Origin of the sequence: Pseudarthrobacter sp. H2 (assembly GCF_050157045.1) — a bacterium.
In the GTDB taxonomy this organism is placed as follows: domain Bacteria; phylum Actinomycetota; class Actinomycetes; order Actinomycetales; family Micrococcaceae; genus Arthrobacter.
Genome location: NZ_CP189594.1, coordinates 2905487 through 2928307 on the forward strand (window position 1 = coordinate 2905487; position 22821 = coordinate 2928307).

Here is a 22821-nt window from a genome sequence, read left to right on the forward strand (position 1 = left end):
GGTTCAGCACCGGGCCAATGGAACCGGATCCCGGCGAAGCGGCCTCAGGGGCCCCGACCGGGATTCTGCTGGATTACTGCCACCGTACTGCCGGATTCTCCGGGGTGTCTACGCCTTCCCGCACTACGCGCAACGGTGAACGCTGTGCAGCTGCACAAGCGCCGTCCGTCCGGTCAGCGGGCGGCGAGGACAGCCGAGTAGAGCTCCCGCTTGCTGACCCTGGCATCCTCGGCGACCGCGGCCACGGCCTCCTTCAGCCGGATTCCCTGCGCGATGAGCCCGTTGACGGCCGCCACATGGTCTTCCGGCTTGCCGGGGTCCCGTTCCGGGGCACCGCCCACCACGACGGCGATTTCGCCGCGGACCTCATTGCCCTCGGCCCATTCGAGCAGTTCGAGCACGGTACCGCGGATGACCTCTTCATAGGTCTTGGTCAGTTCGCGGCAGACGGCGGCGCGGCGTTCGGCGCCGAATTGTTCCCGCAGCGCCCGCAGCATGGGCTCGAGCCGGTGGGGTGCCTCGAAGAACACCATGGTGCGCCGCTCGGCGTCCAGGTCCGCCAGCCGGGAGGCCCGTTCGCCCGCCTTGCGCGGCAGGAAGCCCTCGAAGCAGAAGCGGTCCGTCGGCAGGCCGGAGAGTGCAAGCGCCGTCAGCACGGCGGAAGGCCCGGGGGCGGCGGTGACGGTGAGTCCGGCGGCCACCGCCCCCTCGACGAGCCGGAAGCCGGGGTCCGAGACGGACGGCATTCCGGCGTCGGTGACCATCACGAGGGTCTTTCCCGAGCGGACGGCCTCCAGCAGTTCGCCGGTCTTGGCTTCCTCGTTGTGCTCGTGGTAGCTGATGATCCGGCCGGCCACGGTGATGCCGAGCGTCTGGACCAGCCGGTGCAGCCGCCGGGTGTCCTCCGCGGCGACGATGTCAGCCGTCGAGAGCAGCTCGATGAGCCGGGACGATGCGTCACCGACGTTGCCGATCGGGGTCGCCGCCAGCACAATCCTGCCGGGGCCGCCGGACGGAACGGTGGCCGGCGCCGGGACTGCGCCGGCGTCGTCGGAAGGAAATTTCGGGGCGGTGCTCGGGTCATGGTCCACACGACCAGCCTACTGCCGGCCGGAGGGGACAGCCGTAAAAGGTAGCATGGGCAACGTGACGCAGACCCCCACGCGGACGCTCGAGGCCGGTTCCGCCGGATCGGCCCCGCCAGACTCCGGTACCGGCAAAACCCGCACAGGACGCAACCTGGCGGGGCACCGCTGGATCGGCCGCCCCTCGGAGGCGTTTACGCCAGGGGCGCTGAACGAGCGCCTGATCGGCAGCATCCGGAGCTGGCGGGACTATCCGCCGTCGCTCCGGCTGTGGTTCTGGCTCATTCCCGCCATCACCGCCGCGCTCGGCGGCGTCCTCCGGTTCGTCCGGCTGGACACCCCCCGCAAGCTCGTCTTTGACGAGACGTATTACGTCAAGGACGCGTACTCGTTCCTGGTCAGCGGCTACGAGCGGAGCTGGCCGGAGAAGGCCAACGACTCCTTTACCGCCGGCAATCCGGGGGTGCTGCTGGACACCCCCGAATACGTCGTGCACCCGCCGGTCGGAAAGTGGATGATCGCCGCGGGCATGTGGGTGTTCGGCCCGGACAACCCCTTCGGCTGGCGGTTCGGGGCCGCCCTGACCGGGACGCTGTCCATTTTCCTGCTGGCGCTGATCGCCCAGAAACTCTTCCGCTCGCTGACCCTCGGGGCCGTGGCCGGCGTGCTCCTGGCGGTGGACGGCCATCATCTGGTGATGTCCCGGACCTCCCTGCTGGACATCTTCCTGATGTTCTGGCTCCTGGCAGCCTTCGGGGCCCTGCTGATGGACCGCGACGACGGCCGGCGCCGGCTCGCGGAACGGCTCGGCCGCCAGGCGGCCGCCTCCGCCACGGCCCGCCCCTCCCCGCTCCAGCTGGCCGCCGGACCGTGGCTGGGCATCCGCTGGTGGCGCCTCGCGGCCGGCGTCTGCCTGGGCCTGGCGGTGGGCACGAAGTGGTCCGGGCTGTTCTTCCTCGCCGTGTTCGGTCTGCTGACGGTCTTCTGGGACCTGAGCGCGCGACGGATTGCCGGCGTGCACGGCTGGATCAGCGGCGGCATCCTCAGGGACGGCATCGGGGCCTTCCTTACCATCGTCCCCGTGGCCGCCCTGGTCTACGCCGCCACCTGGACCGGCTGGTTCCGTTCCAGGGACGCCTACTACCGGCACTGGGCCGAGGCCAATCCCTCGGCCGAATGGGGCTGGCTGCCCAACGCCGTCAGGTCCCTGGCCCACTACCACCTCGAGGCCTACAAGTTCCACCAGGGGCTCAGCTCGGAGCACCCCTACGAGGCGAGCGCCTGGAGCTGGCTGGTGCTGGGCCGGCCCACCTCCTTCTTCTACGAATCCCCCAAGCAGGGCAGCCCCGGCTGCGACACGGCCAGCTGCACCACCGCCATCCTCTCCGTGGGCAACCCGCTGATCTGGTGGAGCGCGGCCATCGCCCTGGGCATCCTGCTCTTCTGGTGGGCCGGCCGCCGCGACTGGCGCGCCGGCGCCATCCTCGCCGGCGTGGCGGCAGGCTACCTGCCCTGGTTCATGTACCCCGAGCGCACCACGTTCTTCTTCTACGCCGTGTCCTTCGAGCCGTTCCTGGTGCTGGCCCTGGCCTACTGCCTCGGGCTGGTCCTGGGGCGCCGGACGGACCCGCCCTGGCGCCGGCGTTCGGGGCTGTACCTCGTCATGCTGTTCGTCGTCGCGGCCGTGCTGCTCTCCGCGTTCTTCTACCCGGTCTGGACCGCCGAGATTATCAGCTACCAGGACTGGCGGCTCAGGATGTGGATGCCGTCCTGGATCTAGCGGTATGGTCGCTGGTGCGCCGGGCTGCTCCCGCGGGAGGACATGTCCAGTGCTCGCGCCCGGGACCGGGCATAACGGGAATATGCCCGCCCGCCGGCCCCGGCGCGGGGCATTCCCTGGGTCCGGTGGGCATTTTCGTTGGGTTCGTCGGGGGTCAGGCTGCCGGCGCGTGCCCCTGTCTGCTCAGGCGTAGCAGGTGGCCGTTGAGGCAGGGGCGGGCATCAAGACCACGGGGGCAGGCAGCTCAGAGTGCGCTGGAGTGTCCCCGTGCCGGGTCCGTGTGGCTGGAGGGATCTGCGGAAGCCACACGTGCCTCCGTGGCATCGTGGGCCGAAGGCCCGTCCGCCACGACGCGGCCGTCGGCGTCGTCCGCGTCCGTGCCGTTGTCCCTGTCCCTGTCCGTGTCCCTGTCCCTGTCCGTGTCCCTGTCCCTGTCCTTCGACTCCTTCGCACGGCTTCCCTTGCCGCGGGCGGCCCGGGGCAGGCCGCGGCGCTTGCGGGTCGGCCAGGTGAGGACCAGGGTGATGAGGGTTGCGAGCAGGACCAGGGCCCCGATCACGATCCCGGCATCCACCCAGAACTGTCCCGGGAACAGCCGGATCAGCGTGTCCTGCAGGGAGAAGGTCCAGGTGCCGTTGGCGAAGAAGACGCGGTGGAATTCGGTGAAGAACTGCTCCCAGCCCAGGGCGGCGAGCGCTCCGAGGCCGCTGATGATGACCAAGGTGATGATCGAACCGGCGAACAGGCCACGCCGCACTCCCCCGGTGCCGCGGCGCCGCAGGTAGATCACGGCTACCAGGCTCAGCAGGATCAGCAGGGCGCCGGCGCCGAAGGTTGACAGGATGACGAGCTTGACGTCCGCCATGTGGCTGACTTCGCCGTCCTTGAACAGCTTGTCCCCGCTGCGGCTGACGAGCTCGCCGAGGTAGCGCGGGCCGGACCAGTTGCTGAGGTAATCGACCGCGTAGGAGCCGTAGGTCATGCGGTCGTCCGTGCTGAAGCCGTAGCCGTCGCCCGGGAAGCCTGGACGGTTGTATTCAACCCAGAGGAACAGCGGGCTGGTCACGGCGCGGACGGCCAGCACCAGCAGGATGACCGGGTAGAAGACGGCGAGCAGGACCTGCATCACCCGGGGGGTGATGGGCTTGGCTCGTGCCGCCAGCTCGCGTTCGGCATTCCGGCGTTCCACGTCGGCCTGCGGAGGGCGGACCTGCAGGGCGGAGGTCGGCAGCGGCTCATGGAAAACGGCGTCGTGCCCCCTGTGTGAAGGCCCGACGGCGTCTTCCTCAGCCGTGCGGTCAACCCGGCGTCCCTGCCGGTACAAGGCCGAGGATCCGGCGCCCTGGTCCGGGGCGGACGAAGCGGTTGCGGTCGCGGATTCCGCCGGCAGGCCCTCGTCCCGCGCCGCCTGGTCCGGGGCGGAGGAAGCGGTCCCGGGCGCGGATTCCGCCGGCAGGCCCTTCTCCGGCGTGGCTTCGTCCCGCGCCGCCTCGTCCCGGGCGGCCCCGGTCGCGGATTCCTCCCGCGCCGCCTCGTCCGGCGCGGCCTGGTCCGGGGCCTCGGCCGCCGTTTCGGCACTCTTGCCCGGTGCGGCGGACTTCATCCAGTCAAAGGCGGGTTCATCGGAGTCATCGGCCGGATCCAGGTGCGGCTCCTGCCGGTACGGCGGGGTGGGACTTGCGTCAGTCACTGCTGTTTCGCTTCCGTAGGTTTCCGCGCTGCCTGGCCTGCCGGGCAGCGCTGCTTATCTGACCCTGAGCCTACCGCCAGCGCACCGGACGGGACGAGGTGCCACCCCGGGGCCGCGGCAATTCGGCCGGCATTCGATCCGGCCGGCACGAGCCGGCTCAGTTCGCGTACTGGGCCCACGGGATGTTCCAGTCCCCGAAGCCGTCATCGAAGTTGGCGAAGTCCCCCTCGGTGTTGATGACCTGGACGACGTCGCCGCTGGTCATGTTGTTGAAGACCCAGGCGGCCCGGTCCGCCGTCATGCCGATGCAGCCGTGCGAGACGTTCGTGTTGCCGATGTAGGGCAGGGCCGAGTCCAGGGCCTGGTGGATGTACTCGCCGCTGGGAGTGAGGCGGGTGGCGTACTCGACGTCCAGCTCGCCGTAGTTGGCCGGGTCTCCGGGCTTCAGGCCGATGCTGGCGGCAACGAAGTGGTCGTACCGGTGCTTTTCCATCAGGACCAGGTATCCCCGGGCGGAGGGGAAGCGCTGATCCCCCATCGTGACGGGCCAGGAGCCGGCCGGCTGGTCGTTGATGCTGACGGAGAAGGTGTGCGCGGCGGCGTCGGCAACCGCCACCTTCTTGTCGCCGATGTGGACGGTCACTTTCTTGTTGAAGTTTCCGATCTGCCCGTTGCCGAGGTCGACCCCGAACAGTTGCAGGTCCATGGTGACGGTGCTGTTCGCCGCCCAGAAGCTTTCCGGCCGGTATCTGACCATGTTGTTGCTGAACCAGTGGAAGTCACCGGCCTGGCCCGAGGTTGAGGTGATGCGGATGGCCTTCTCGACGGCGTCCCGGTTCAGCACGGGTTCGCTGAAGGTGATCTGCAGGGGCTGTGCGACGCCGACCTTCATGCCGTCCAGCGGGTAGATCGCGGCGTCCGCCTCGTTCGCCGCGGACACGGTGCTGAAGGTCCGGGTGGTAGTGGTTTTCCGTCCGACGCTGTCAACCACCGTGTAGGTGTAGGTGTAGCGCGTGTTGAACTTCAGCGCCCCGGAGGCCGTCCAGCCGGTGCCGCCGGCGTCCAGGGTCCCGTCCACGGCATCGCCCGCATCGCTCGTCAGGGCAACCCGCTCGATCCGGCCGTCGCGCACTTTCAGTGACACCGGGGCCGCGGGATTGACCGGCTTGGCGTCGTCGGCCGGTGACACGGTGAGCTGCGCCGGCGCGACGACGGGGACGGCAAGGCCCGGCGTCGTCCGTGCCGGCGAAGAGGCTTCCGAAGCGATCGAGGCGCGAGTCAGTCCCGGGCCCGCCGCCGCGAAGGCGCCGCCGCCGGCGGCAAGGGCGCAGACCGCCGCCACGAAGGCGATCTTGCGGCCGGTGCCCCAGGGCTTCCGGGCCATCACAGGTCCAGGGTCATTCCACGCGTCATCCTGCCAGCATAGGCGATTTACCGTGGAATCCCGGGCGCGTTCCGCCACGATCGGGTTACAAAGAAGGGGTCCGGACCGTGGTGGTCCGGAGCCCCTTCTTTGTAACCCGAGCGTTGTTCCAGGGCGCTGCCGCGCGTCGTGAAGCGTGCGGCGCCTACCTCTTAGTAGCGGTAGTGCGACGGCTTGTACGGGCCGGCGACGTCCAGGTCCAGGTACCCGGCCTGGTCCTTGGACAGCTCGGTCAGCTCCACGCCGAGGGCGTCAAGGTGCAGGCGCGCGACCTTCTCGTCCAGGATCTTCGGCAGCACGTAGACCTGGTTCTGGTACTCGCGCTCGCCCTCGGGCTGGTCCCGCTTGGTGAACAGCTCGATCTGGGCGATGGTCTGGTTGGCGAAGGAGTTGCTCATCACGAAGGAGGGGTGGCCGGTGGCGTTGCCCAGGTTCAGCAGGCGGCCCTCGGAGAGCACGATGATGGAGCGGCTGCCCTCTCCCGTGGCGGGGTCGGCGGCGAAGACCCACTCGTGCACCTGGGGCTTGATCTCGACCTTCGTGATGCCGGGGATCCGGGCCAGTCCGGCCATGTCGATCTCGTTGTCGAAGTGCCCGATGTTGCCCACGATGGCCTTGTCCCGCATGCCGGCCATGTGCTCGGCCATGATGACGTCCTTGTTGCCCGTGGTGGTGATGAAGATGTGGCCCTCGCTGAGGACGGATTCCAGCTTCGCGACCTGGTAGCCGTCCATGGCCGCCTGGAGCGCGCAGATGGGGTCGATTTCGGTGACGATCACGCGGGAGCCCTGGCCGCGGAACGCCTCGGCGGCGCCCTTGCCGACGTCGCCGTAGCCGCAGACGACGGCGACCTTGCCGCCCATCAGGACGTCCGTGGCGCGGTTGATGCCGTCCGGCAGGGAGTGGCGGATGCCGTACTTGTTGTCGAACTTGCTCTTGGTGACCGAGTCGTTGACGTTGATCGCCGGGAACAAAAGCCTGCCCTGCTCCGCCAGCTGGTAGAGGCGGTGCACACCCGTGGTGGTTTCCTCGGTGACGCCGAGCAGCCGGGAGCCGACGCGGGTCCACTTCTGCGGATCGGCCTGCAGGGACGCGCGCAGCACGTCCAGGAAGATGCGGCCTTCCTCGGACTCGTCCGCAGCAGCGGCCGGGACGGCGCCGAGGGCCTCGAATTCGACGCCCTTGTGCACCAGCATGGTGGCGTCGCCGCCGTCGTCCAGGATCATGTTCGGGCCGAGGTCCGGGTTGGCGTCGGCGCCCGGCCAGGACAGGATCTGCTGCGCCGTCCACCAGTACTCCTCGAGCGTCTCGCCCTTCCAGGCGAACACGGGCACACCCTGCGGGTCTTCGACCGTTCCGGCGCCGACGACGACGGCCGCCGCGGCCTCGTCCTGGGTGGAGAAGATGTTGCAGGAAGCCCAGCGGACCTCGGCGCCAAGCGCAGTGAGGGTTTCGATCAGCACCGCGGTCTGGACCGTCATGTGCAGGGACCCGGCGATGCGTGCGCCCTTCAGCGGCTGGCTGGCGCCGAACTCCTCGCGCAGGGACATGAGTCCCGGCATCTCGTGCTCGGCGAGGCGGATCTGGTGGCGGCCCGCCTCGGCCAGGGAGAGGTCCGCGATCTTGTAATCGAAAGTCATGTGAATCCTTTGTAGTAGCCGGCTGGTAGCTCGGTGGGGTGCCTAGTCGGAAGCGGGAAGGGGCGCGGCGTCGTGCCGCGGCAGCAGCAGGGGGATGCCGTCCTCGATCCGGTAGCGCAGCTTCTGCCCGGACTCATCGGCGGAGGTGGTGACGAGTTCATCGCCGTCCTGCACCAGCGGCGATCCGGTGACGGGGCATCGCAGGACAGACAACAGTTCGGGGCTGAGCTTGGGCATGGTGGACGCTCCCTGGTGGGCGCCGCGACAGGCGCCGGTGGCTTTACGGATTTTGCAGTTCCCAGCCTACCGCCAGTTCTCGGCTCAGGAGGGCTCGCGCAGGACGCGCAGGTGCCCCCGGCGGGTGCCCTCGGCAACGGCCGGGGCCTCGAGCGCCGGGTGCAGGGTGCGCTGCCCCTTGGCCGGCTCCGCGGCTGCGGGACGGGCGGCCGCCTCACGGACGGCGTGGGCGAGGGCGAGCAGGTCGTCGGGACCGGGACCTGCCGGGGTTGCCGGCATCGCCAGGCGCATCACCTCCCAGCCGCGGGGGACGGTCAGGGAGTCGGCATGCTGCCCGCACAAGTCGTAGCAGTGCGGCTCGGCGTACGTTGCCAGGGGCCCCAGGACGGCGGTGGAGTCGGCGTAGACGTACGTCAAAGTGGCTACCGCTGAATTGCGGCAGGCTGACCTTGAACAGAGACGAATTGCACCCACGACATCAGAGACTACTCCCCCCGCCCGCCGGAACGGCGCATTGAAACGCCGGTACGGGGATCCGGTACAGGGATCCGGCGCGGGGATCCAGTCCGGCCGCCGCGGCGCGGACAGGCCGTGACCCTGCCGGCGGGCGTTCGACGGCCGTTCGACGGCCGTTCGACGGCGGGTCGCAGCCCGGACCGTATCGCGAAAATCATCCGCCGGGTTTAGAGTCAAGATATGCAGTCATCGCACCCAGATCCAGGTTTCACGGTCCGGTTGGCTGACCCCGATGCCGGACGCGCCGCCGCCGGTTCCGCCCCAGGGCAGGCCCTCAAGGGGAAGAGTTTCCGGCAACGCCGCAGGAACAGGCATGGCCGGGGACTGCGCGGCGAACTCATGCTGCCCACCCTGCCCGGCTACCGGACCCGCTCCGATATCTTCGACGACCTGGTCCTGGACTCCGCCCAGCGGCTGCAGGACATCTGGGGCAAGACCCTGGATGGCGTCCGCTTTGCCGTGGAGGAAATCCCCCCGGGCCTGGAGACGCTTGTCGCGGACCGCACCCCCGCGCCGATGGGCGCGCACACGCCCGCCATGCCGGAGGAAGGCCCGGTCATCACCTTGTACCGCCGGGTGGTTGAACAGGTGTGCGGCAGCCGGGAGGAACTCCAGGACCTGGTGCACGACGTCGTCGTGGAGCACACGGCCGAGATGCTCGGCGTGCCGCCCGAAACACTGGATCCGGTCTACCGCCGCCGGTACTGATGTGCCCTAATATCCGAGCGTGACCGGGACCTGTTCCTGGCCCGTGGCGCCGGGGGCGACGGCGATGGTTGAAATATCCTGCCGGCCGTCGTGCTCCAGCAGCACGGCGCCGTACGCGGCCTCGCCCGCGGCGGACACGAGGTAGCCCACGAGCGGTGACCCCTCCACCTCGGCGGGGACCTTGATCGATGCCGTCGTGCCGCCGGCGATGTCCGCGGCGGCCCCGGTCCGGACCTTCCCGTCCGCGGTGACCGGCGTATAGGAGATCCTGGCCCTGCCGTCCGGTGCCCCGAACACCAGGTACCGGTCCCCCGTCCGGGGCACCGGAATCACGTGCTGGCTGCCGAGCCTGGCGGCGGCGGGCGAGAACGCGACGTCGGCCGCGTCCTCGGACTTGAGCCCCCTGGTGACGCGCGCGGCGGCGGTGAAGGAGACATCCGAGCTTGCGGAGACGGTATACGGGCCGGCCGGCACGCCGGCCAGCGAAACTTCCGTGACGGCACCGGACTTTGCCGTGACCGCGCCGCCGCCCGGAAGAGCCTTCCGGCCGTCGCGGCCGTACAGCTTGATTTCCACGACGGCGTCGGCCGGTCCGGGCACGGTGAGCTGCAGGGCCGGTCCGGCATCGGCGAAGCCGGGCTTGGCGGTCAGGGCCGCGAGGCCGGCCGGGTCCTGGATGTCGACGCCGGTGATCACCTGGCGGGTGGCCGGGGCCGTGCCCGGGGCGATGAAATCGACGCCTCCCGGCGTGAGTCCGCGGAGCACGCTTTGCTGGATGACGGCCGCCACCGGCCCGCCGGCGCTGCGCACCCGGACGCTGAGCCGTTCCTGTCCCGGAGCCAGCCCCGCCAGGGTGACGGAGCGGGTGCTGCCCGGCCCCACCAGGAGGCCACGGCTGCCGGGAGCCTGGATCGGGCCCTTGGCGCCGAAGAGATCCAGGCTGACCGTGGCCGGGGTGCCGGAGGCATTGCTGAGGTTGAGGACCGCGGTGCGGCCCAGGGCCGTGTTCGCTCCGGCCAGCCACAGATCGTTGGCGGGCTGCTGGCAGGCCGCGGCCGCCGAGCCCCTGAGGTCTCCGTCGCCGGCGGTGTAGTTCAGCACGGCGCCGGCTGCCGCCTGCAGGTTCTCCTGCGCGTCGGCGCGCAGGACGCTCACGGCGTCGACCTCGCGCTGGGACACCACGCCCGCCAGCAGCACCGGCGGCCCCGCCGCGGGGGCGGGGGTCGCGGCGGGAACGGCGGCTGCGGCCGCCGGGGCGAGCTCCACCAGGGGGCTGCCCGCGAGCGGCGCCAGCCGGCTGCCGGGAAGGACCCCCGCACGGGAGCTGAGCACGATTGCGTTCACCGAGGTCTTGGCGCTGGCGGACTCCGGGCCGAACTGCGGATCGGTGCCCACGGGGGTGCCTTCGAGCAGCCGCGCCGGGCCCGGGCAGACGCCGGTGCTGCTGCCGGCGGGAACGGCCGCCAGGGGCGCCTCGAGCTGCCTGCTCGCGGGGTTCTGGGGTGACAGCGACGCCGCGTAGGCCAGTCCGCCGCCGGCGGCGGCGAGGACCAGGGCGGAGACGATTCCTGCCGCCGTCCCGCGCCGCCGCGATCCTGACCGGCGGGGCGGTTCTGTCCGGCGGGGCGGTTCTGTCCGGCGGGGCGGTTCTGTCCGGCGCAGCCGGGTTTCATCCTCGTGCATGTTGGTGTTCCTTACGCAGGGAGCCTTCGTCCCTGGAGAGGCCCGCGTTGGGCCGGCGGGCCGGCATGGGAATGGCGAGCAGGATGGTCAGGCCGATCACGACGGCCTGCGCCAACCCGGCCCAGAGGGCCCAGTGCGCCTCGTAGCGGATGCTGAGTTTGCCGCCCCCGGCGGGCAGCGTGAACGCCTGCGCCCATCCCGACGTCGTGGCGGTCAGGCGCCGGCCGTCAAGCCAGGCGCTCCAGCCCGGATCGGCGCGCTCGGCGAGGACCACCAGCCGGCCCTCGGGGCCGCCCGGCACCTCGGCTGCGGCCGCGATTGCCTCGGAGGGGAGCAGGCCGATGGCGGCCCCGGCGCCGTCGACGATCCGCACGCGGTGTGCGACGTCGGCGGCCTGGATCACCGGCTGGTTCAGCGGGCTGATCCGCCAGAGCCAGCCGACGTCGGTCCGGCCGACGGCGACCAGCCCCGGGACGGCGTCCATCCGGCTGGCCGTCAGCTGGGCGGAGGTGTCCGAGGCCCGCAGGACCACGAAACCGACGCCGAGCCGCTCGAGGTCAGCGCGCGGGTCCACGCCCTGTCCCGCGACGATCATCGCTACGATGCTGCGGACGGAACCGGCGGCGGCATCATCGTCCCGGATCCTCTCCTGCCCCGGCTCGCCCATGATGTTGCGGGCCGCGGCGATTGTTGACAGTGCGTCCAGGGTGGTGCCGGCTCCCCGCATCACCGAGCCCTGGTAGCTGCCGTTTTCGCCGGCGGAGATCACCAGGGTCCTGGACTGTTCCGGCCCGTCGCCGCGGTCGATGGCGGTGGCCGGGAGCGTGCGGGCCTTGGCCGGCTGGACGAGCCGGGGCGTGCCGAGGCCGCCTGTGCCGGCTGCGGAGGCCGAAGTGCCGGCGGACGATGCCGCGGCGGGCTGCAGCAGGTTCTGCGCGGCCCAGACGGTCAGGCCTGCCAGCGGGCCGGCAAACAGGAGGGCCATGGCGGCGGCGGCCGTGCTGCGGATCAGGACCTTGCGGGCCAGGGCCGCCCCGGCGGCCCGTCCGGCCGAGTCGAGCAATCCTTCGGCCCCGATCAGGGCGGCTCCCAGCAGCGCAAACGCCGCGGCGGACACGGCCGGTCCGGTGAACGGGGTGACCAGGACATCGGTCCCGACACCGGTGGCGACGTGGCCGGCGAGCCAGCCTCCGGCCAGCATCAGGAGCGCCGCACCCCACAGGCAGCGTGCCACCCGGGGTGGCCGTCCCGCTGCCGGGCGGCCGGGCAGGAACATGGCGGCAAGTGCCAGCAGCAGCACCGGCAGCCCGCAGAGCAGGGCCAGCAGCAGCGCCCACGGCACTGCCGGAACTGGACCGGCAGCCGCACCTGCAGCCGCACCTGCAGCCGCACCGGCAGTCGAACCGGCAAAAACAGCCAGTCCGGTGAGGCCGCCGTCGGCCGCAAAGTTCAGTGGCTGGCCCAGCGCCTGCTGCCAGAGCGGTGCCGCGTCAAAGCCCAGCGGCATTCCCGGGTCCGCCAGCACGGCGCGGGGGCGGTCGATGACGGAAAAAACGAACGGCACGAACAGGGCAAGGCTCGGCAGCAGCGCCCACCAGACGGTGCGGCCGCGGCGGCCCAGCAGGACCCCGCACAGTGCCACCACGATCACTGCGGGCACCAGCAGCGAGGGGGCGGCGGCGGTGACCACGGCGAGCACGAGGCCCGCGGCGGCCGCGGCGGTCCACGAGGGCGTCCCGTTGATGCCGGGCCTAGCGGGAGGGGCCTGGGTAAGGCGCCGCTCCCCCGGGGCCGGAACGGCATAATGGCCGCGGCCCGCGGCCGTGCCGGTGGCCCGCAGAAGCGCGAGCACGAGCAGGGGCATCATCACGTGGGCCAGGAGGGCGCCGAGGCGGCCCTGGTTGAGCGCCACCTGCAGGGCCGGCGAGGCGGCCCAGACGAGGGCGGCGGCCAGCTGGAGCCGGCGCCGCTGCGTCAGGGCACCGGCGGCAAACCAGGCGCCGAGGGCGGACAGCGGCATGGCAAGGATCAGGAGCCAGATGAGCGCACCGTTGGCGTCGCCGGCGCCGAGCACGCCCAGGAGCCAGAGGACGTAGCCGAAGGGGTCGCCGTGGCCCGGCAGGCCGGCGCCGAGGGCGATCCACCAGCCGGAGGCATGGTTCCAGATGTCGGCGAGCCTGGCGGAGACGGGAACCAGGGCGCCGCCGGAGACGGCCTCGGCCCGGAACAGGCTGAGCAGCCCGGTGAGGGAGGCTGCCGCGGCGATGAGCACCGCGAGCAGCGCGCCGCTTCCTGCCCAGCCGCGCTCGGAGGTGGTCAGGGCGGCGAAGTCGTCGGCAGAGTCTCCGCTGGGCTGTTCGGCCAGCGGGTCGTGCCCGGACGGCGCGCTTCGGTCATCGGCGCCCAGGGCCTCCATCAGGGAGCGCCGGTGGGACCAGACCTCACGGCGCGGCGTCTGCAGCCCCTGGATAACGGAACGCCGGATGCGGCGGGTGCGGGCCGCGTTGCGCCGTCCGCGGACCACGGCGGCGGGCCGGCCCAGCGCGGCGAAGGTCGCGAGCAGCTGGGAGAACCCGTGGCCCGGATCCTTGACGGCGATGCTGAGGACGAGTTTGAACAGGCTCCCCAGGAGCGCGCCGGCAGCGTGCAGCGGGACCTTCCAGCCGGCCGCATGCTTGAGCCGCAGATGGACCTGGGCCTTGCGCGCCGCCGCCGCGTTGCCCAGGGCGTGGGGGCGCGGGGAAACATGGAACATTTTCGCACTGGGGACCACTACCACGCGGTGCCCGGCCAGCCGGTTGCGCCAGCAGAAGTCGATGTCGTCGCCGCTACCCGGAAGTGCCGGGTCGAAGCCCCGGAGATCCTCCCAGACATCGCGGCGGATCAGCATGCCGGCGGAGTTGACGGCGAAGGTGTCGCTGCGGCCGTCGTACTGCCCCTGGTCCAGTTCGTCGGCGTCGATCAGCGTCAGGCGCTCGGCCCAGCGGCTCGTGGACAGGCCGACGTCGATCAGCCGCCGCCCGGCGTGCCAGTCCAACTGCTTGCAGCCGGCCACGGTGACGGACGGTGCCCGCTCCACGGCATGGAGAAGCTCGGCGAGGGCCTCGGGCGCCGGTGCGGCGTCGTCGTGCAGCAGCCAGATCCATTCCGGACCCGGCGCCCCGGGCGCGCTGCTGTCCGCCGGCCAAGGCGACAGGGAGCGCAGGCCGGCCTCGACGGCGCCGCCCATGCCGGACCTGGCGTCCTCGAAGACGGTGACGTTGGCGGTGCCGAATGCCTGCTGGAGGAGGGCGGCCGAGTGGTCCCGGGAACCCGTATCGACCCCGATGAATGAATCCGCCGGCCGGGTCTGGCCCGCCAGAGCTGCCAGGGTCCTGGGGAGAAAGTCACCGCCGTCGTGGGAGACCACGACGGCGGTGACCCGTACTTCCTGAAGAATTAGATCGCTCGCTTCCTCAGCCGTCGGCGCTCGCGCTCGGAGAGGCCGCCCCAGATGCCGAAACGCTCGTCGTTGGACAAGGCATATTCGAGGCACTGTGAACGCACGTTGCAGGCTCCGCAGACCCTCTTGGCGTCGCGGGTCGAGCCGCCCTTTTCGGGGAAGAAGGCCTCCGGGTCGGTCTGGGCGCAGAGCGCGTCGGTCTGCCAGCCGAGCTCGCCGTCGTCGTCGAAATCCTGGTGGGAAGGCAAGCCGATCCAGACCGGCTGCGCGGTGCTGACGGCGTGGAGTTCCAGCGGCGGGTCGAGCGGGTCGTTGTCCTCGTCCGGCCCGGACACCAGTTCGTCGTGCGCCGCAAGGAAGGCGGTGGCCGCCTCCTGCAGGGAATCCCTGGTGTGTTCGTTGTAGCGGTCTGCTGCGTCCGGATCGGCCGGATCCACATACCAGTCGGTCGGCACGCCGCGTGAACGGTATTTCGCCGTGGCCTGCCCAGCAACGACGGCCTCTTCATGGATACGCTCTGCTAGCCCCATTGGCGTTCCCTCTCTGATTTTGCAGCCTTTGACTGAGACCCGGACCCTGAACTGTGGTCCGGTTGATGCGCCTTGGCCTTCGATAACTAATTACACGTGTGTAAGTATCCGGGAGTCAAGCCGCGCCGGGGATAATAATCACCGGCGACACAAAGCGGGGGCACGCCACGCCCGGGAATTTTTCGGCCCCGCGCCACAGGCGGTACCGAATCATCAGGATACTGACCATTTCCGGCGTCTTTTCGGTGAATTTCCGGGGAATTTTAGCTCGCGGCACTCCACCGGGACCCCAGGCGCTGCGGCGGGCCTGTGGCACACATCATGCCGGGAGGGGCCGTGGCAAGATGAAGGGATGAGCATCCCGGCAATTGAACTGATGACGGCCCTGCGTTCCGGCCAGTCCACCTCCCCCAGGCTCACCTGGTACGGACCGGACGCCGAACGCGTCGAGCTTTCGGGCCGGGTGCTGGACAACTGGGTGGCGAAGACGAGCAACCTGCTCCAGGACGAACTCGACGCCGAGCCGGGAACCCGCCTGCGGCTGGATCTGCCGGCCCATTGGAAATCGGTGATCCTGGCCCTGGCCGCCTGGCAGCTCGGGATGGAGGTGGTCTTCGACGACGCCGCGGCGGAACTGCTGGCCACCGCAGACCCCGGCCCCGGCACGGCGGAGGGCGGCTTCGACGCCGTCCTCGCGGTCGCCCTGCCCGCACTGGCCATGCGGTGGCAGGGCGAGCTGCCCTCCGGCGCCGTGGACTATGCCGCCGAGGTGCGCTCGCACGGCGACGTCTTCATGCCGCACGTGGACCCGGAGGCAGCCAGGCGCGCGGTGCTGACCGCCGCAGGTGCGGTGCACACCCACGGGGAACTCCTGGACGGCTTCGCGGCAGTCCACGACGGCGCCCCGCGGCTGCTGGTTCCGGCCGGCCACGGCCTGGAAAGCGCCCTGGCGCAGGCCCTGGGCGCCTGGAAGAGCGGCGGTTCGGTGGTGCTGGTGCATCCCGACGTCGACGTGACCGAAAAACTGCTCGCCGACGAACGCGTCCACGGTCACGCAGTGCCGCCGCCACCCCGCTGAAAGCCGGAAGGCCAACCACTTGGGCTGGCCTTCCGGGCGGGGCTGGCGCCTTCCGGGCGGGCCTGGCCGTCCGGGCGGGGCTGGCGCCTTCCGGGCGGGCCTGGCCGTCCGGGCGGGGCTGGCAGGGCCCTGTCCAGGCCGCCTAGGACTTCAGGTCGGGCAGTTCCGGATCCGGGACGGGCTGCTTCGGGACCGTAACGCCGGGCTGGGTATGCGGATGCCGGTCGATGAGCTCGTGGTCGTGGGAGAACTCCGGCTCGTCGTCGAGTTCCTTGTTGAAGACCAGGAAGCGGTAGGCGAAGAACCGCACCACCGTTGCCACAAGGATGCCAAAGACGCCCGCAAGGAACACCACGTTTTTGTCCGTGATGTTAAGGCCGTACTGGGCCGCGGCGGTCAGCCCGGTCGAGATGCCGATACCGATCCCGTTGATGAGGATGAACATCAGGAACTCGCGCACCACATTGTCCTGCCGGCGGTGGCGGAAGGTCCAGAAGCGGTTCGCGATCCACGAGAAGATGGTGGCGACGCTGGCCCCGACAAAGCGGGCCTTGGCATTGCTGTCGATCATGGGTCCGTGCATCAGGTAAAAGGTGAGCCCGTTGTCAATGATGAACGCGATGCCGCCGACGGCGCCGAACTTGGCCACTTCCCGCCAGAAAAGCGAGGCAAGTCCGCGCATGCGTTCAGTAAGTGAATTAGTCATGACCCTCCGTGGCCTTGGAACTGTCGGCCGGTGGGCCAATTGACTATTTTAGCGCCGATTCCCGGGAGCCCGCCCACGGGACCCCCGGAAGCCGCCCGGAGGCGCCCGCCCTCCCGCCCCGCCGAGATGACGCAAATGGCCGCTATGCGGGGTGCATAACGGCCATCTCCGGCAAATCGAGGCCGTCCGGGGCGTCCCGGGCGTTCCGGCAGCTGTCCGGGGCAAATCGAGGCCGTCCGGGGCAGTCCGAGAGCCGTCCGGGGCAGTCCGGATGCGCTCCCGCGGCCGCCGGTTCCGGGGGCGGGCAGGGCAAAAGCCGGGAATCCGCGAGGTTTTCGGTAGGCTGGGACTTGTGACTTTTCCTGTAATCGGTGTTGTTGGCGGCGGCCAGCTTGCCCGCATGATGGCCCCTGCCGCCACCGCCCTGGGCTTCGAGCTCCGTGTCCTTGCCGAGGCTGACGACGTCTCTGCCGTCTCCGCCGTGGCCAACGCGCCGGTCGGCGACCATACGGACCTGGCCCACCTGCTCGAGTTCTCCCGCGGCCTGGACGTGCTGACCTTCGACCACGAGCACGTCCCCACGGAGCACCTCCGCGCCCTGCTCGAGGCCGGCGTCAACGTCCACCCCGGCCCGGACGCCCTGGTCAATGCCCAGGACAAGCTGGTGATGCGCGCGGCCATCGACAGGCTGGAGCTGCCCAACCCGCGGTGGGCCCCGGTGGCCGACGTATCGGAGCTGATCGCCTTCGGCGAGGACACCGGCTGGCCCGTGGTCCTGAAGATGCCCCGCGGCGGCTACGACGGCAAGGGCGTGCGGATCGTCGCCTCGGCCCAGGACGCCGCGGAATCCTCGGCGTGGTTCGACGCCATGTCCCCCCTGCTGGCCGAAGCCAAGGTGGAGTTCAGCCGCGAACTCTCTGCCCTGGTCGCGCGGACCCCGGACGGTGAGTCCCGGGCGTGGCCGGTGGTGCACACCATCCAGGTCGACGGCGTCTGCGACGAAGTCATCGCCCCTGCCCTGGACATCCCCGTTGAGGTGGCCGCGGCAGCCGAAAACGCCGCCGTCAGGATCGCCAATGAGCTCGGCGTGACCGGCGTCATGGCCGTGGAACTGTTCGAGACTCCGGGCGTGGGCGCCGGCTTCCTGATCAACGAGCTCGCCATGCGCCCGCACAACACCGGACACTGGACCCAGGACGGCTCGGTCACCAGCCAGTTTGAGCAGCACCTGCGCGCCATCCTGAACCTGCCCCTCGGCGCCACCGACCTACTCGGTCCCGTCGTCGTGATGAAGAACTTCCTGGGCGGGGACAACCAGGACCTGTTTTCCGCCTACCCGGCCGCCCTCGCCAGCGATCCCGCGGCGAAGGTCCACTGCTACGGCAAGGCCGTGCGGCCCGGCCGGAAGATCGGCCATGTCAACCTTGTGGGCGCTTCCGCCGCCGACGTCGACTCCGTCCGGCAGCGCGCCACCACCGTGGCCGACATCATCCGGAACGGACGCGCCCGCTCCGTCGCCGCACCAGGAACCTCCGAGGAGACCGCATGAGCACCAGCACCCCCGCAGGGGAGTCCGCAGGACAGGAGGCCGCAGGGCCGGACTCCGACAGCGCCGCCCCGATCGTGGGCCTCGTCATGGGCTCGGACTCGGACTGGCCCGTCATGGAAGCCGCCGCCGAGGCGCTGGCGGAATTCGGCATCCCCTTCGAGGCCGACGTCGTCTCCGCCCACCGGATGCCCACCGAGATGATCCGCTACGGGCAGACCGCACATGAGCGCGGCCTGCGCGTCATCATCGCCGGCGCGGGCGGGGCCGCCCACCTTCCGGGCATGCTCGCCTCCGTCACCCCGCTGCCGGTGATCGGCGTGCCCGTGCCGCTGAAGACCCTCGACGGCATGGACTCGCTGCTGTCCATCGTGCAGATGCCCGCCGGCGTGCCCGTCGCCACCGTCTCCATCGGCGGCGCGCGGAACGCCGGGCTGCTGGCAGTGCGGGTGCTTGCCGCCGGAACCGACGACCTCGCGGCCAGGCTCCGGGCCGAGCTGCTGGACTTTGCCCGGGAACTCAACGACGTCGCCGCGCGCAAGGGTGCTGCACTGCGGCACAAGGTGCGCGAAGTTTTCTCCGATGACAACGCCGCCACGCGGGGCAGCCGTTAAGGATCACCACATGACCAACAGTTACGCGCCTTCGCGGCAGGACGGCCAGCAGCCGCAGCCCAGGCAGGCCCTGACGGACCCGGTCCGTTACCCCTCGGGCGCTGCCGCCCCGGTCCTGGCCAAGCGGGCGTTCGTCCTGATCCTGATGACGCTGCTGGTCCCGGGGAGCGCCCAGACGGTCGCGGGCAGCCGCCGGCTGGGAAGGTCCGCGCTGCGGGTCACCTTCACGGTGTGGGCCCTGGCCGTCGCGGCGGTCCTGCTCCTGCTGCTCAGCCGCTCCACGCTGATCAGCCTGCTGACCAGTCCCCTGGCCTCGCTCCTGCTGGTCCTCGGCCTCGCGGCGCTGGCCCTCGGCTGGGCCGCGCTGTTCATCAACACGCTCCGCCTGATCCGGCCGGTGCTGCTCGCGCCCCGCGTGCGGCCCGCCGTCGTCGTGGCCCTTGTCCTGGCCATGGTCCTCAGCAGCGGCTCGCTGGGCTACGCTGCCTACCTGCTCAACGTCGGCCGCGACGCGATCGGCAGCATCTTCTCCAACGGCCCCGCCATCGAGCCTTCCGAGGGCAGGTACAACTTCCTGATGATGGGCGGCGACGCCGGGGCGGACCGCACGGGCCGCCGTCCGGACAGCCTGTCCGTGATCAGCGTCGACGCCAAGTCCGGCAAGACCGCCATCATCTCGGTGCCCCGGAATCTGCAGAACGCGCAGTTCAGCGAGGGCTCGCCGATGCGCAAGCTGTACCCGGACGGCTATGACTGCGGCGACGAATGCCTCATCAACGCCATCAATACCGAAGTCACCAATAAGCACCAGGACCTGTACCCGGGCGTCGAGGACCCGGGCGCGCAGGCGACGCTCGAGGCCGTGTCCGGAACGCTGGGCATCAAGGTCCAGGCCTACGTGCTCGTGGACATGGAGGGCTTCTCCAGGCTGATCGATGCGATGGGCGGCATCCGCATCAAGGCCGGCGGCTGGGTCCCCCTGAGCGGGGACATGATCGATGAGGCCAACGGCATCCACGGCATGCCCACTGGCTGGATCCCCGCGGGCGACCAGAAGCTGGATGGCTACCATGCTCTCTGGTACGGCCGTTCGCGGGAGTTCGTGGATGATTATGCCCGGATCCAGCGGCAGCAGTGTGTCCAGCAGGCGATGCTGAAGCAGCTGGATCCCGCGACCCTGCTGTCCAAGTTCGAGGACATCGCCAAGGCCGGCACCAAGGTGGTCGACTCGAACATCTCCGCCGGGCAGCTCGGCAGTTTCGTGGACCTTGCCATGAAGGCCAAGGGCCAGGACATGAGCCGGCTGACGATCGGCCCGCCGGACTTCGACGCCTCCTTCTCCACGGTCCCGGACTTCGACCAGATCCACGAGCGGGTCGACCAGCTCCTCGCGGCCGCCTCCTCGGCCGGCGCCGCCGACGACACCGTCCGCGGGCCGGGCACCGCGGCCGGACCGCTCTCCGCGGCAGGGGCCGCCCCGCTCACCAAGCCCGCGACGACGCCGCCGCCGTCGGACTTCACCCCGGTGACCACCACGCCCGACGGCGAGCCGATCACCGAGGAAATGCTCAACCAGTTCAAGCGCGACGGGGACGAACAGTCGATCCGCGACCTGGTCGCCACCAACGGCCAGTGCGCACCGCTCTAGGAACCGGCCCCCGCCGATGAGGCTTCATTGACAAGAGAAGGACGCCCGCCCGTGTACGAACTCGAGAACGTCCTCCGGCCCTATGCCTGGGGTTCCACGACGGCCATCGCCGGGCTGCTGGGCAGGCCCGCGTCCGGCGGCCCCGAGGCCGAGCTGTGGATCGGAGCGCACCCGGATTCGCCCTCGGTGGCACTGGCACCTGCCGCTGCCAGGGGCCTCGGCGGAGCGGGCGACGGCGGAGCGGGCGACGGCGGACGGCTGGGCCTCGATGAGCTGATCGCCGCCGACCCGGAGCACCATCTGGGCCGCGCGAGCGTCGCCGAGTTCGGTCCCCGCCTGCCGTTCCTGCTCAAGGTCCTCGCCGCCGAGACCCCGCTGTCCCTGCAGGTGCACCCGACGCTGGAACAGGCGCGGGAAGGCTTCGCGCGGGAGGAGGCCGCCGGCGTCGAACACTCCGCCGCCGGGCGCAACTACAAGGACGACAACCACAAGCCGGAGATGATCCTCGCTCTGACGCCGTTCGAGGCGCTGTGCGGTTTCCGGCCCGCCGCCGAATCCCGCGCGGTCTTCCTCCATCTGGGCGCCTGTTTTGACCTCGCAGGCCTGGAGCTTCCGCCGCTGCTGGTCCGGCTGCTGGACGACCTCGCCGGGCCCGACGAGCCGGCGGCCCTCAGGTCCGCCTTCGAGCGCATCATCGCCGGCGGGGAGGACGTGTCCCATGCCACCGCCATGGTGGCCGCGGCCCTGATCTCCGGCGCGCCCATGGGGCGGTACGTGGCGGAACTGTCCACCGTGACCAACCTCAACCACCGGTACCCCGGCGACCCGGGCGTGCTGATCTCCCTGCTGCTGAACCGGATCTCGCTGGCCCCGGGCGAAGCCGTGTACCTGCCCTCGGGCAATGTGCATGCCTACCTGCATGGCCTCGGGATCGAGGTCATGGCGTCCTCGGACAACGTGCTCCGGGGCGGGCTGACCCCGAAGTTCGTGGACGTTCCGGAGCTGCTCAAGACCGTCGCCTTCGAGGCCGTCGGGGTGCCGCTGCTGGCCGCCGAGACCACGCTGCTGGGCCAAGAACTCTTCCGCCCGCCGTTCCGGGAATTCCAGTTGCAGCGGATCGAACTGGAGCCCGGCGCCGGGCCCGTCCCGCTGGCGCAGTCCGGAGCCGCCGTGATCCTCGTGGTCGCCGGCTCCGTCCTCCTCGATTCGCCCAAGGGGGACCTTCACCTGGGCCGCGGGGCGAGCGCGTTCCTGCCCGCGGCCGAGGCCCCGGTCAACGTGCATGCCGTCTCCGGCGCTGCCGGGACCGCCGTTGCTTTTGCCGTCACCACCGCCCTGGAAGCCTGAACCGTGGACTATTTCCTGCAGGGCCCCGCGTGGGCCGACTTCCAGCGCGCCCTGGGCCGCACCGTCCACGAACAGGCGGGGCCCGGCTGGCGCTTCCTCGCCGTCGAGGAGAGCAACCCGGCCGGGAAGCTGCTGTATGCGCCCTACGGGCCGGTGGCCGAAACCCTGGCCGCGTTCGACGCCGCGCTGGCGGCCCTGACGGATCTGGCCCGCGGGTGCGGGGCCGTGTTTGTCCGGGTCGAGCCCGTCAGCGCCGGCTTCGGGGCGGCCGACGCCGGCGCCGTGCTGCGCCGCCGCGGCCTGGTGCCCGCCCCGACGAACCAGCAGCCCGAGCTCAGCTGGATCGTGGACCTGGACCGGGACTTCAAGGACGTCCTGGCGGACATGAAGCCGGTCAACCGCAACTTGTACCGCAACATCCACAAGAAGGATGTGACCTTCCGGACCTCGCAGGATCCGGAGGACATCCGCGTGCTGCTGGATTTCCTGCATCTGACGGCGGCACGGAACGGCTTCAAACCCCAGAGCGACGAGTATCTGGGCCAGGTCGCCAGGTCCCTGATGCCCGCGGGGGCCGCCACGCTGTTCATCGCCGAACTGGAGGGTGCACCGATTGCTGCCGCCCTGGCCTATGACTCGGCCGATACCCGCACCTACGCCCATGCGGCCCTGGACGACTCCCACCGGAAGCTCAGCGCGGGCATTCCGCTCCTCGTGACGCTCATGGCGGATGCCAAGGAGAAGGGCCTCAAGTACGTGGACCTGTGGGGGGTGGCACCGGCGGATCAGCCCGGGCACAAATGGGCCGGTTTCACGGCGTTCAAGAAATCGTTCGGCGGACGGGAAATCGCCTACCCCGGGACCTGGGACCTGCCCGTCAAGAAGCTCCGGTACGGCGCCTACCAGCTCGCCCGGCACGCTGCCCAGGCCGCCCGGCAGTTGCTCGGCAAACTCCGGAAGTAGGCCGCCTCCCCCCTTCGCCCCGCCCCTCCTCGCCCGGCCGCCTCCCCCCTTCGCGCCTACCCCCTTCGCGCGAACGGGCACTTGGCGCCCGGAAAACCGAGGATTTCGGGCCTCAAGTGTCCGTTCGCGCAGCCGGGAAAGCCAAGCCTGTGGATAACCGGATCCGCGGGGCCCGGACCGGGCAC

18 protein-coding genes are annotated in these 22821 nt (G+C 70.6%); 8 read left to right on the plus strand and 10 right to left on the minus strand.

Going from position 1 to position 22821, the window contains the following annotated elements; genetic code table 11:
- Positions 1–173: 173 nt before the first annotated feature.
- Positions 174–1091, minus strand: coding sequence for a 16S rRNA (cytidine(1402)-2'-O)-methyltransferase (gene rsmI, locus ACQCSZ_RS13645; RefSeq protein ID WP_427004307.1), 918 nt, complete (start codon positions 1089–1091; stop codon positions 174–176).
- A 46-nt stretch (positions 1092–1137) separates the two neighbouring features.
- On the opposite strand from rsmI, the gene ACQCSZ_RS13650 reads away from it, so the two are divergent.
- Positions 1138–2865 (plus strand): dolichyl-phosphate-mannose--protein mannosyltransferase, encoded by a 1728-nt coding sequence (locus ACQCSZ_RS13650; RefSeq protein WP_427004308.1) that lies wholly within the window; start codon positions 1138–1140, stop codon positions 2863–2865.
- Positions 2866–3109: 244 nt separating this feature from the next.
- Here the strand turns inward: ACQCSZ_RS13650 and ACQCSZ_RS13655 are convergent, their stop codons facing one another.
- From ACQCSZ_RS13655 to ACQCSZ_RS13675, 5 genes are all read right to left on the minus strand, one after another.
- A complete protein-coding gene (locus ACQCSZ_RS13655; protein WP_427004309.1) occupies positions 3110–4555 on the minus strand; it encodes a TIGR01906 family membrane protein in 1446 nt (481 codons plus the stop codon).
- A 157-nt stretch (positions 4556–4712) separates the two neighbouring features.
- Positions 4713–5939, minus strand: coding sequence for an Ig-like domain-containing protein (locus tag ACQCSZ_RS13660; RefSeq protein ID WP_427008336.1), 1227 nt, complete (start codon positions 5937–5939; stop codon positions 4713–4715).
- Between the two features lie 191 nt (positions 5940–6130).
- Entirely contained in the window at positions 6131–7618 is a 1488-nt protein-coding gene (gene ahcY, locus ACQCSZ_RS13665; protein ID WP_427004310.1) for an adenosylhomocysteinase, read from the minus strand.
- A 42-nt stretch (positions 7619–7660) separates the two neighbouring features.
- Positions 7661–7855 (minus strand): Trm112 family protein, encoded by a 195-nt coding sequence (locus tag ACQCSZ_RS13670; RefSeq protein WP_211877625.1) that lies wholly within the window; start codon positions 7853–7855, stop codon positions 7661–7663.
- 84 nt (positions 7856–7939) lie between these two features.
- Positions 7940–8329 (minus strand): DUF3499 domain-containing protein, encoded by a 390-nt coding sequence (locus ACQCSZ_RS13675; protein ID WP_427004311.1) that lies wholly within the window; start codon positions 8327–8329, stop codon positions 7940–7942.
- Between the two features lie 222 nt (positions 8330–8551).
- Here ACQCSZ_RS13675 and ACQCSZ_RS13680 point away from each other — a divergent pair, with 222 nt between their 5' ends.
- Positions 8552–9079 (plus strand): metallopeptidase family protein, encoded by a 528-nt coding sequence (locus ACQCSZ_RS13680; RefSeq protein ID WP_427004312.1) that lies wholly within the window; start codon positions 8552–8554, stop codon positions 9077–9079.
- Positions 9080–9085: 6 nt separating this feature from the next.
- Here the strand turns inward: ACQCSZ_RS13680 and ACQCSZ_RS13685 are convergent, their stop codons facing one another.
- From ACQCSZ_RS13685 to ACQCSZ_RS13695, 3 genes are read right to left on the minus strand one after another with little or no spacing between them, the layout of a single operon-like run.
- The gene (locus tag ACQCSZ_RS13685) at positions 9086–10762 is read right to left on the minus strand and encodes a DUF5719 family protein (protein WP_427004313.1); all 1677 of its coding nucleotides are present in this window, start codon (positions 10760–10762) and stop codon (positions 9086–9088) included.
- Positions 10749–14171, minus strand: coding sequence for a glycosyltransferase (locus ACQCSZ_RS13690; protein ID WP_427004314.1), 3423 nt, complete (start codon positions 14169–14171; stop codon positions 10749–10751). The genes ACQCSZ_RS13685 and ACQCSZ_RS13690 overlap by 14 nt, the downstream gene beginning before the upstream one ends.
- Positions 14172–14200: 29 nt before the next feature.
- The gene (locus ACQCSZ_RS13695) at positions 14201–14734 is read right to left on the minus strand and encodes a WhiB family transcriptional regulator (protein ID WP_211877619.1); all 534 of its coding nucleotides are present in this window, start codon (positions 14732–14734) and stop codon (positions 14201–14203) included.
- A 352-nt stretch (positions 14735–15086) separates the two neighbouring features.
- Here ACQCSZ_RS13695 and ACQCSZ_RS13700 point away from each other — a divergent pair, with 352 nt between their 5' ends.
- Positions 15087–15812 (plus strand): TIGR03089 family protein, encoded by a 726-nt coding sequence (locus tag ACQCSZ_RS13700; protein ID WP_427004315.1) that lies wholly within the window; start codon positions 15087–15089, stop codon positions 15810–15812.
- 142 nt (positions 15813–15954) lie between these two features.
- Here ACQCSZ_RS13700 and ACQCSZ_RS13705 read toward each other — a convergent pair whose 3' ends face one another.
- Positions 15955–16518 (minus strand): GtrA family protein, encoded by a 564-nt coding sequence (locus tag ACQCSZ_RS13705; protein WP_427004316.1) that lies wholly within the window; start codon positions 16516–16518, stop codon positions 15955–15957.
- A gap of 400 nt (positions 16519–16918) precedes the next feature.
- Here ACQCSZ_RS13705 and ACQCSZ_RS13710 point away from each other — a divergent pair, with 400 nt between their 5' ends.
- From ACQCSZ_RS13710 to ACQCSZ_RS13730, 5 genes are all read left to right on the plus strand, one after another.
- On the plus strand, positions 16919–18067 hold the full coding sequence (locus ACQCSZ_RS13710) for a 5-(carboxyamino)imidazole ribonucleotide synthase (protein WP_427008337.1): 1149 nt from the start codon (positions 16919–16921) through the stop codon (positions 18065–18067).
- Between the two features lie 86 nt (positions 18068–18153).
- Positions 18154–18678: a 5-(carboxyamino)imidazole ribonucleotide mutase gene (gene purE, locus ACQCSZ_RS13715; RefSeq protein ID WP_427008338.1), complete on the plus strand. Its 525-nt coding sequence runs from the start codon at positions 18154–18156 to the stop codon at positions 18676–18678.
- Between the two features lie 10 nt (positions 18679–18688).
- Positions 18689–20326, plus strand: a complete 1638-nt coding sequence (locus ACQCSZ_RS13720) for an LCP family protein (protein ID WP_427004317.1) — start codon at positions 18689–18691, stop codon at positions 20324–20326.
- 51 nt (positions 20327–20377) lie between these two features.
- Entirely contained in the window at positions 20378–21673 is a 1296-nt protein-coding gene (gene manA / locus ACQCSZ_RS13725; protein WP_427004318.1) for a mannose-6-phosphate isomerase, class I, read from the plus strand.
- Positions 21674–21676: 3 nt separating this feature from the next.
- Positions 21677–22636: a lipid II:glycine glycyltransferase FemX gene (locus ACQCSZ_RS13730; RefSeq protein WP_427004319.1), complete on the plus strand. Its 960-nt coding sequence runs from the start codon at positions 21677–21679 to the stop codon at positions 22634–22636.
- Positions 22637–22821: the final 185 nt, after the last annotated feature.

Excerpts from the sequence above, each read along its gene's own strand:
- ACQCSZ_RS13650 (WP_427004308.1), top strand. The coding sequence starts at position 1,138 with ATGGGCAACGTGACGCAGACCCCCACGCGGACGCTCGAGGCCGGTTCC.
- ACQCSZ_RS13660 (WP_427008336.1), bottom strand. The coding sequence starts at position 5,939 with ATGGCCCGGAAGCCCTGGGGCACCGGCCGCAAGATCGCCTTCGTGGCG.
- ahcY (WP_427004310.1), bottom strand. The coding sequence starts at position 7,618 with ATGACTTTCGATTACAAGATCGCGGACCTCTCCCTGGCCGAGGCGGGC.
- ACQCSZ_RS13670 (WP_211877625.1), bottom strand. The coding sequence starts at position 7,855 with ATGCCCAAGCTCAGCCCCGAACTGTTGTCTGTCCTGCGATGCCCCGTC.
- ACQCSZ_RS13680 (WP_427004312.1), top strand. The coding sequence starts at position 8,552 with ATGCAGTCATCGCACCCAGATCCAGGTTTCACGGTCCGGTTGGCTGAC.
- ACQCSZ_RS13685 (WP_427004313.1), bottom strand. The coding sequence starts at position 10,762 with ATGCACGAGGATGAAACCCGGCTGCGCCGGACAGAACCGCCCCGCCGG.
- ACQCSZ_RS13695 (WP_211877619.1), bottom strand. The coding sequence starts at position 14,734 with ATGGGGCTAGCAGAGCGTATCCATGAAGAGGCCGTCGTTGCTGGGCAG.
- ACQCSZ_RS13700 (WP_427004315.1), top strand. The coding sequence starts at position 15,087 with ATGAGCATCCCGGCAATTGAACTGATGACGGCCCTGCGTTCCGGCCAG.
- ACQCSZ_RS13705 (WP_427004316.1), bottom strand. The coding sequence starts at position 16,518 with ATGACTAATTCACTTACTGAACGCATGCGCGGACTTGCCTCGCTTTTC.
- ACQCSZ_RS13710 (WP_427008337.1), top strand. The coding sequence starts at position 16,919 with ATGATGGCCCCTGCCGCCACCGCCCTGGGCTTCGAGCTCCGTGTCCTT.
- purE (WP_427008338.1), top strand. The coding sequence starts at position 18,154 with ATGGGCTCGGACTCGGACTGGCCCGTCATGGAAGCCGCCGCCGAGGCG.
- ACQCSZ_RS13720 (WP_427004317.1), top strand. The coding sequence starts at position 18,689 with ATGACCAACAGTTACGCGCCTTCGCGGCAGGACGGCCAGCAGCCGCAG.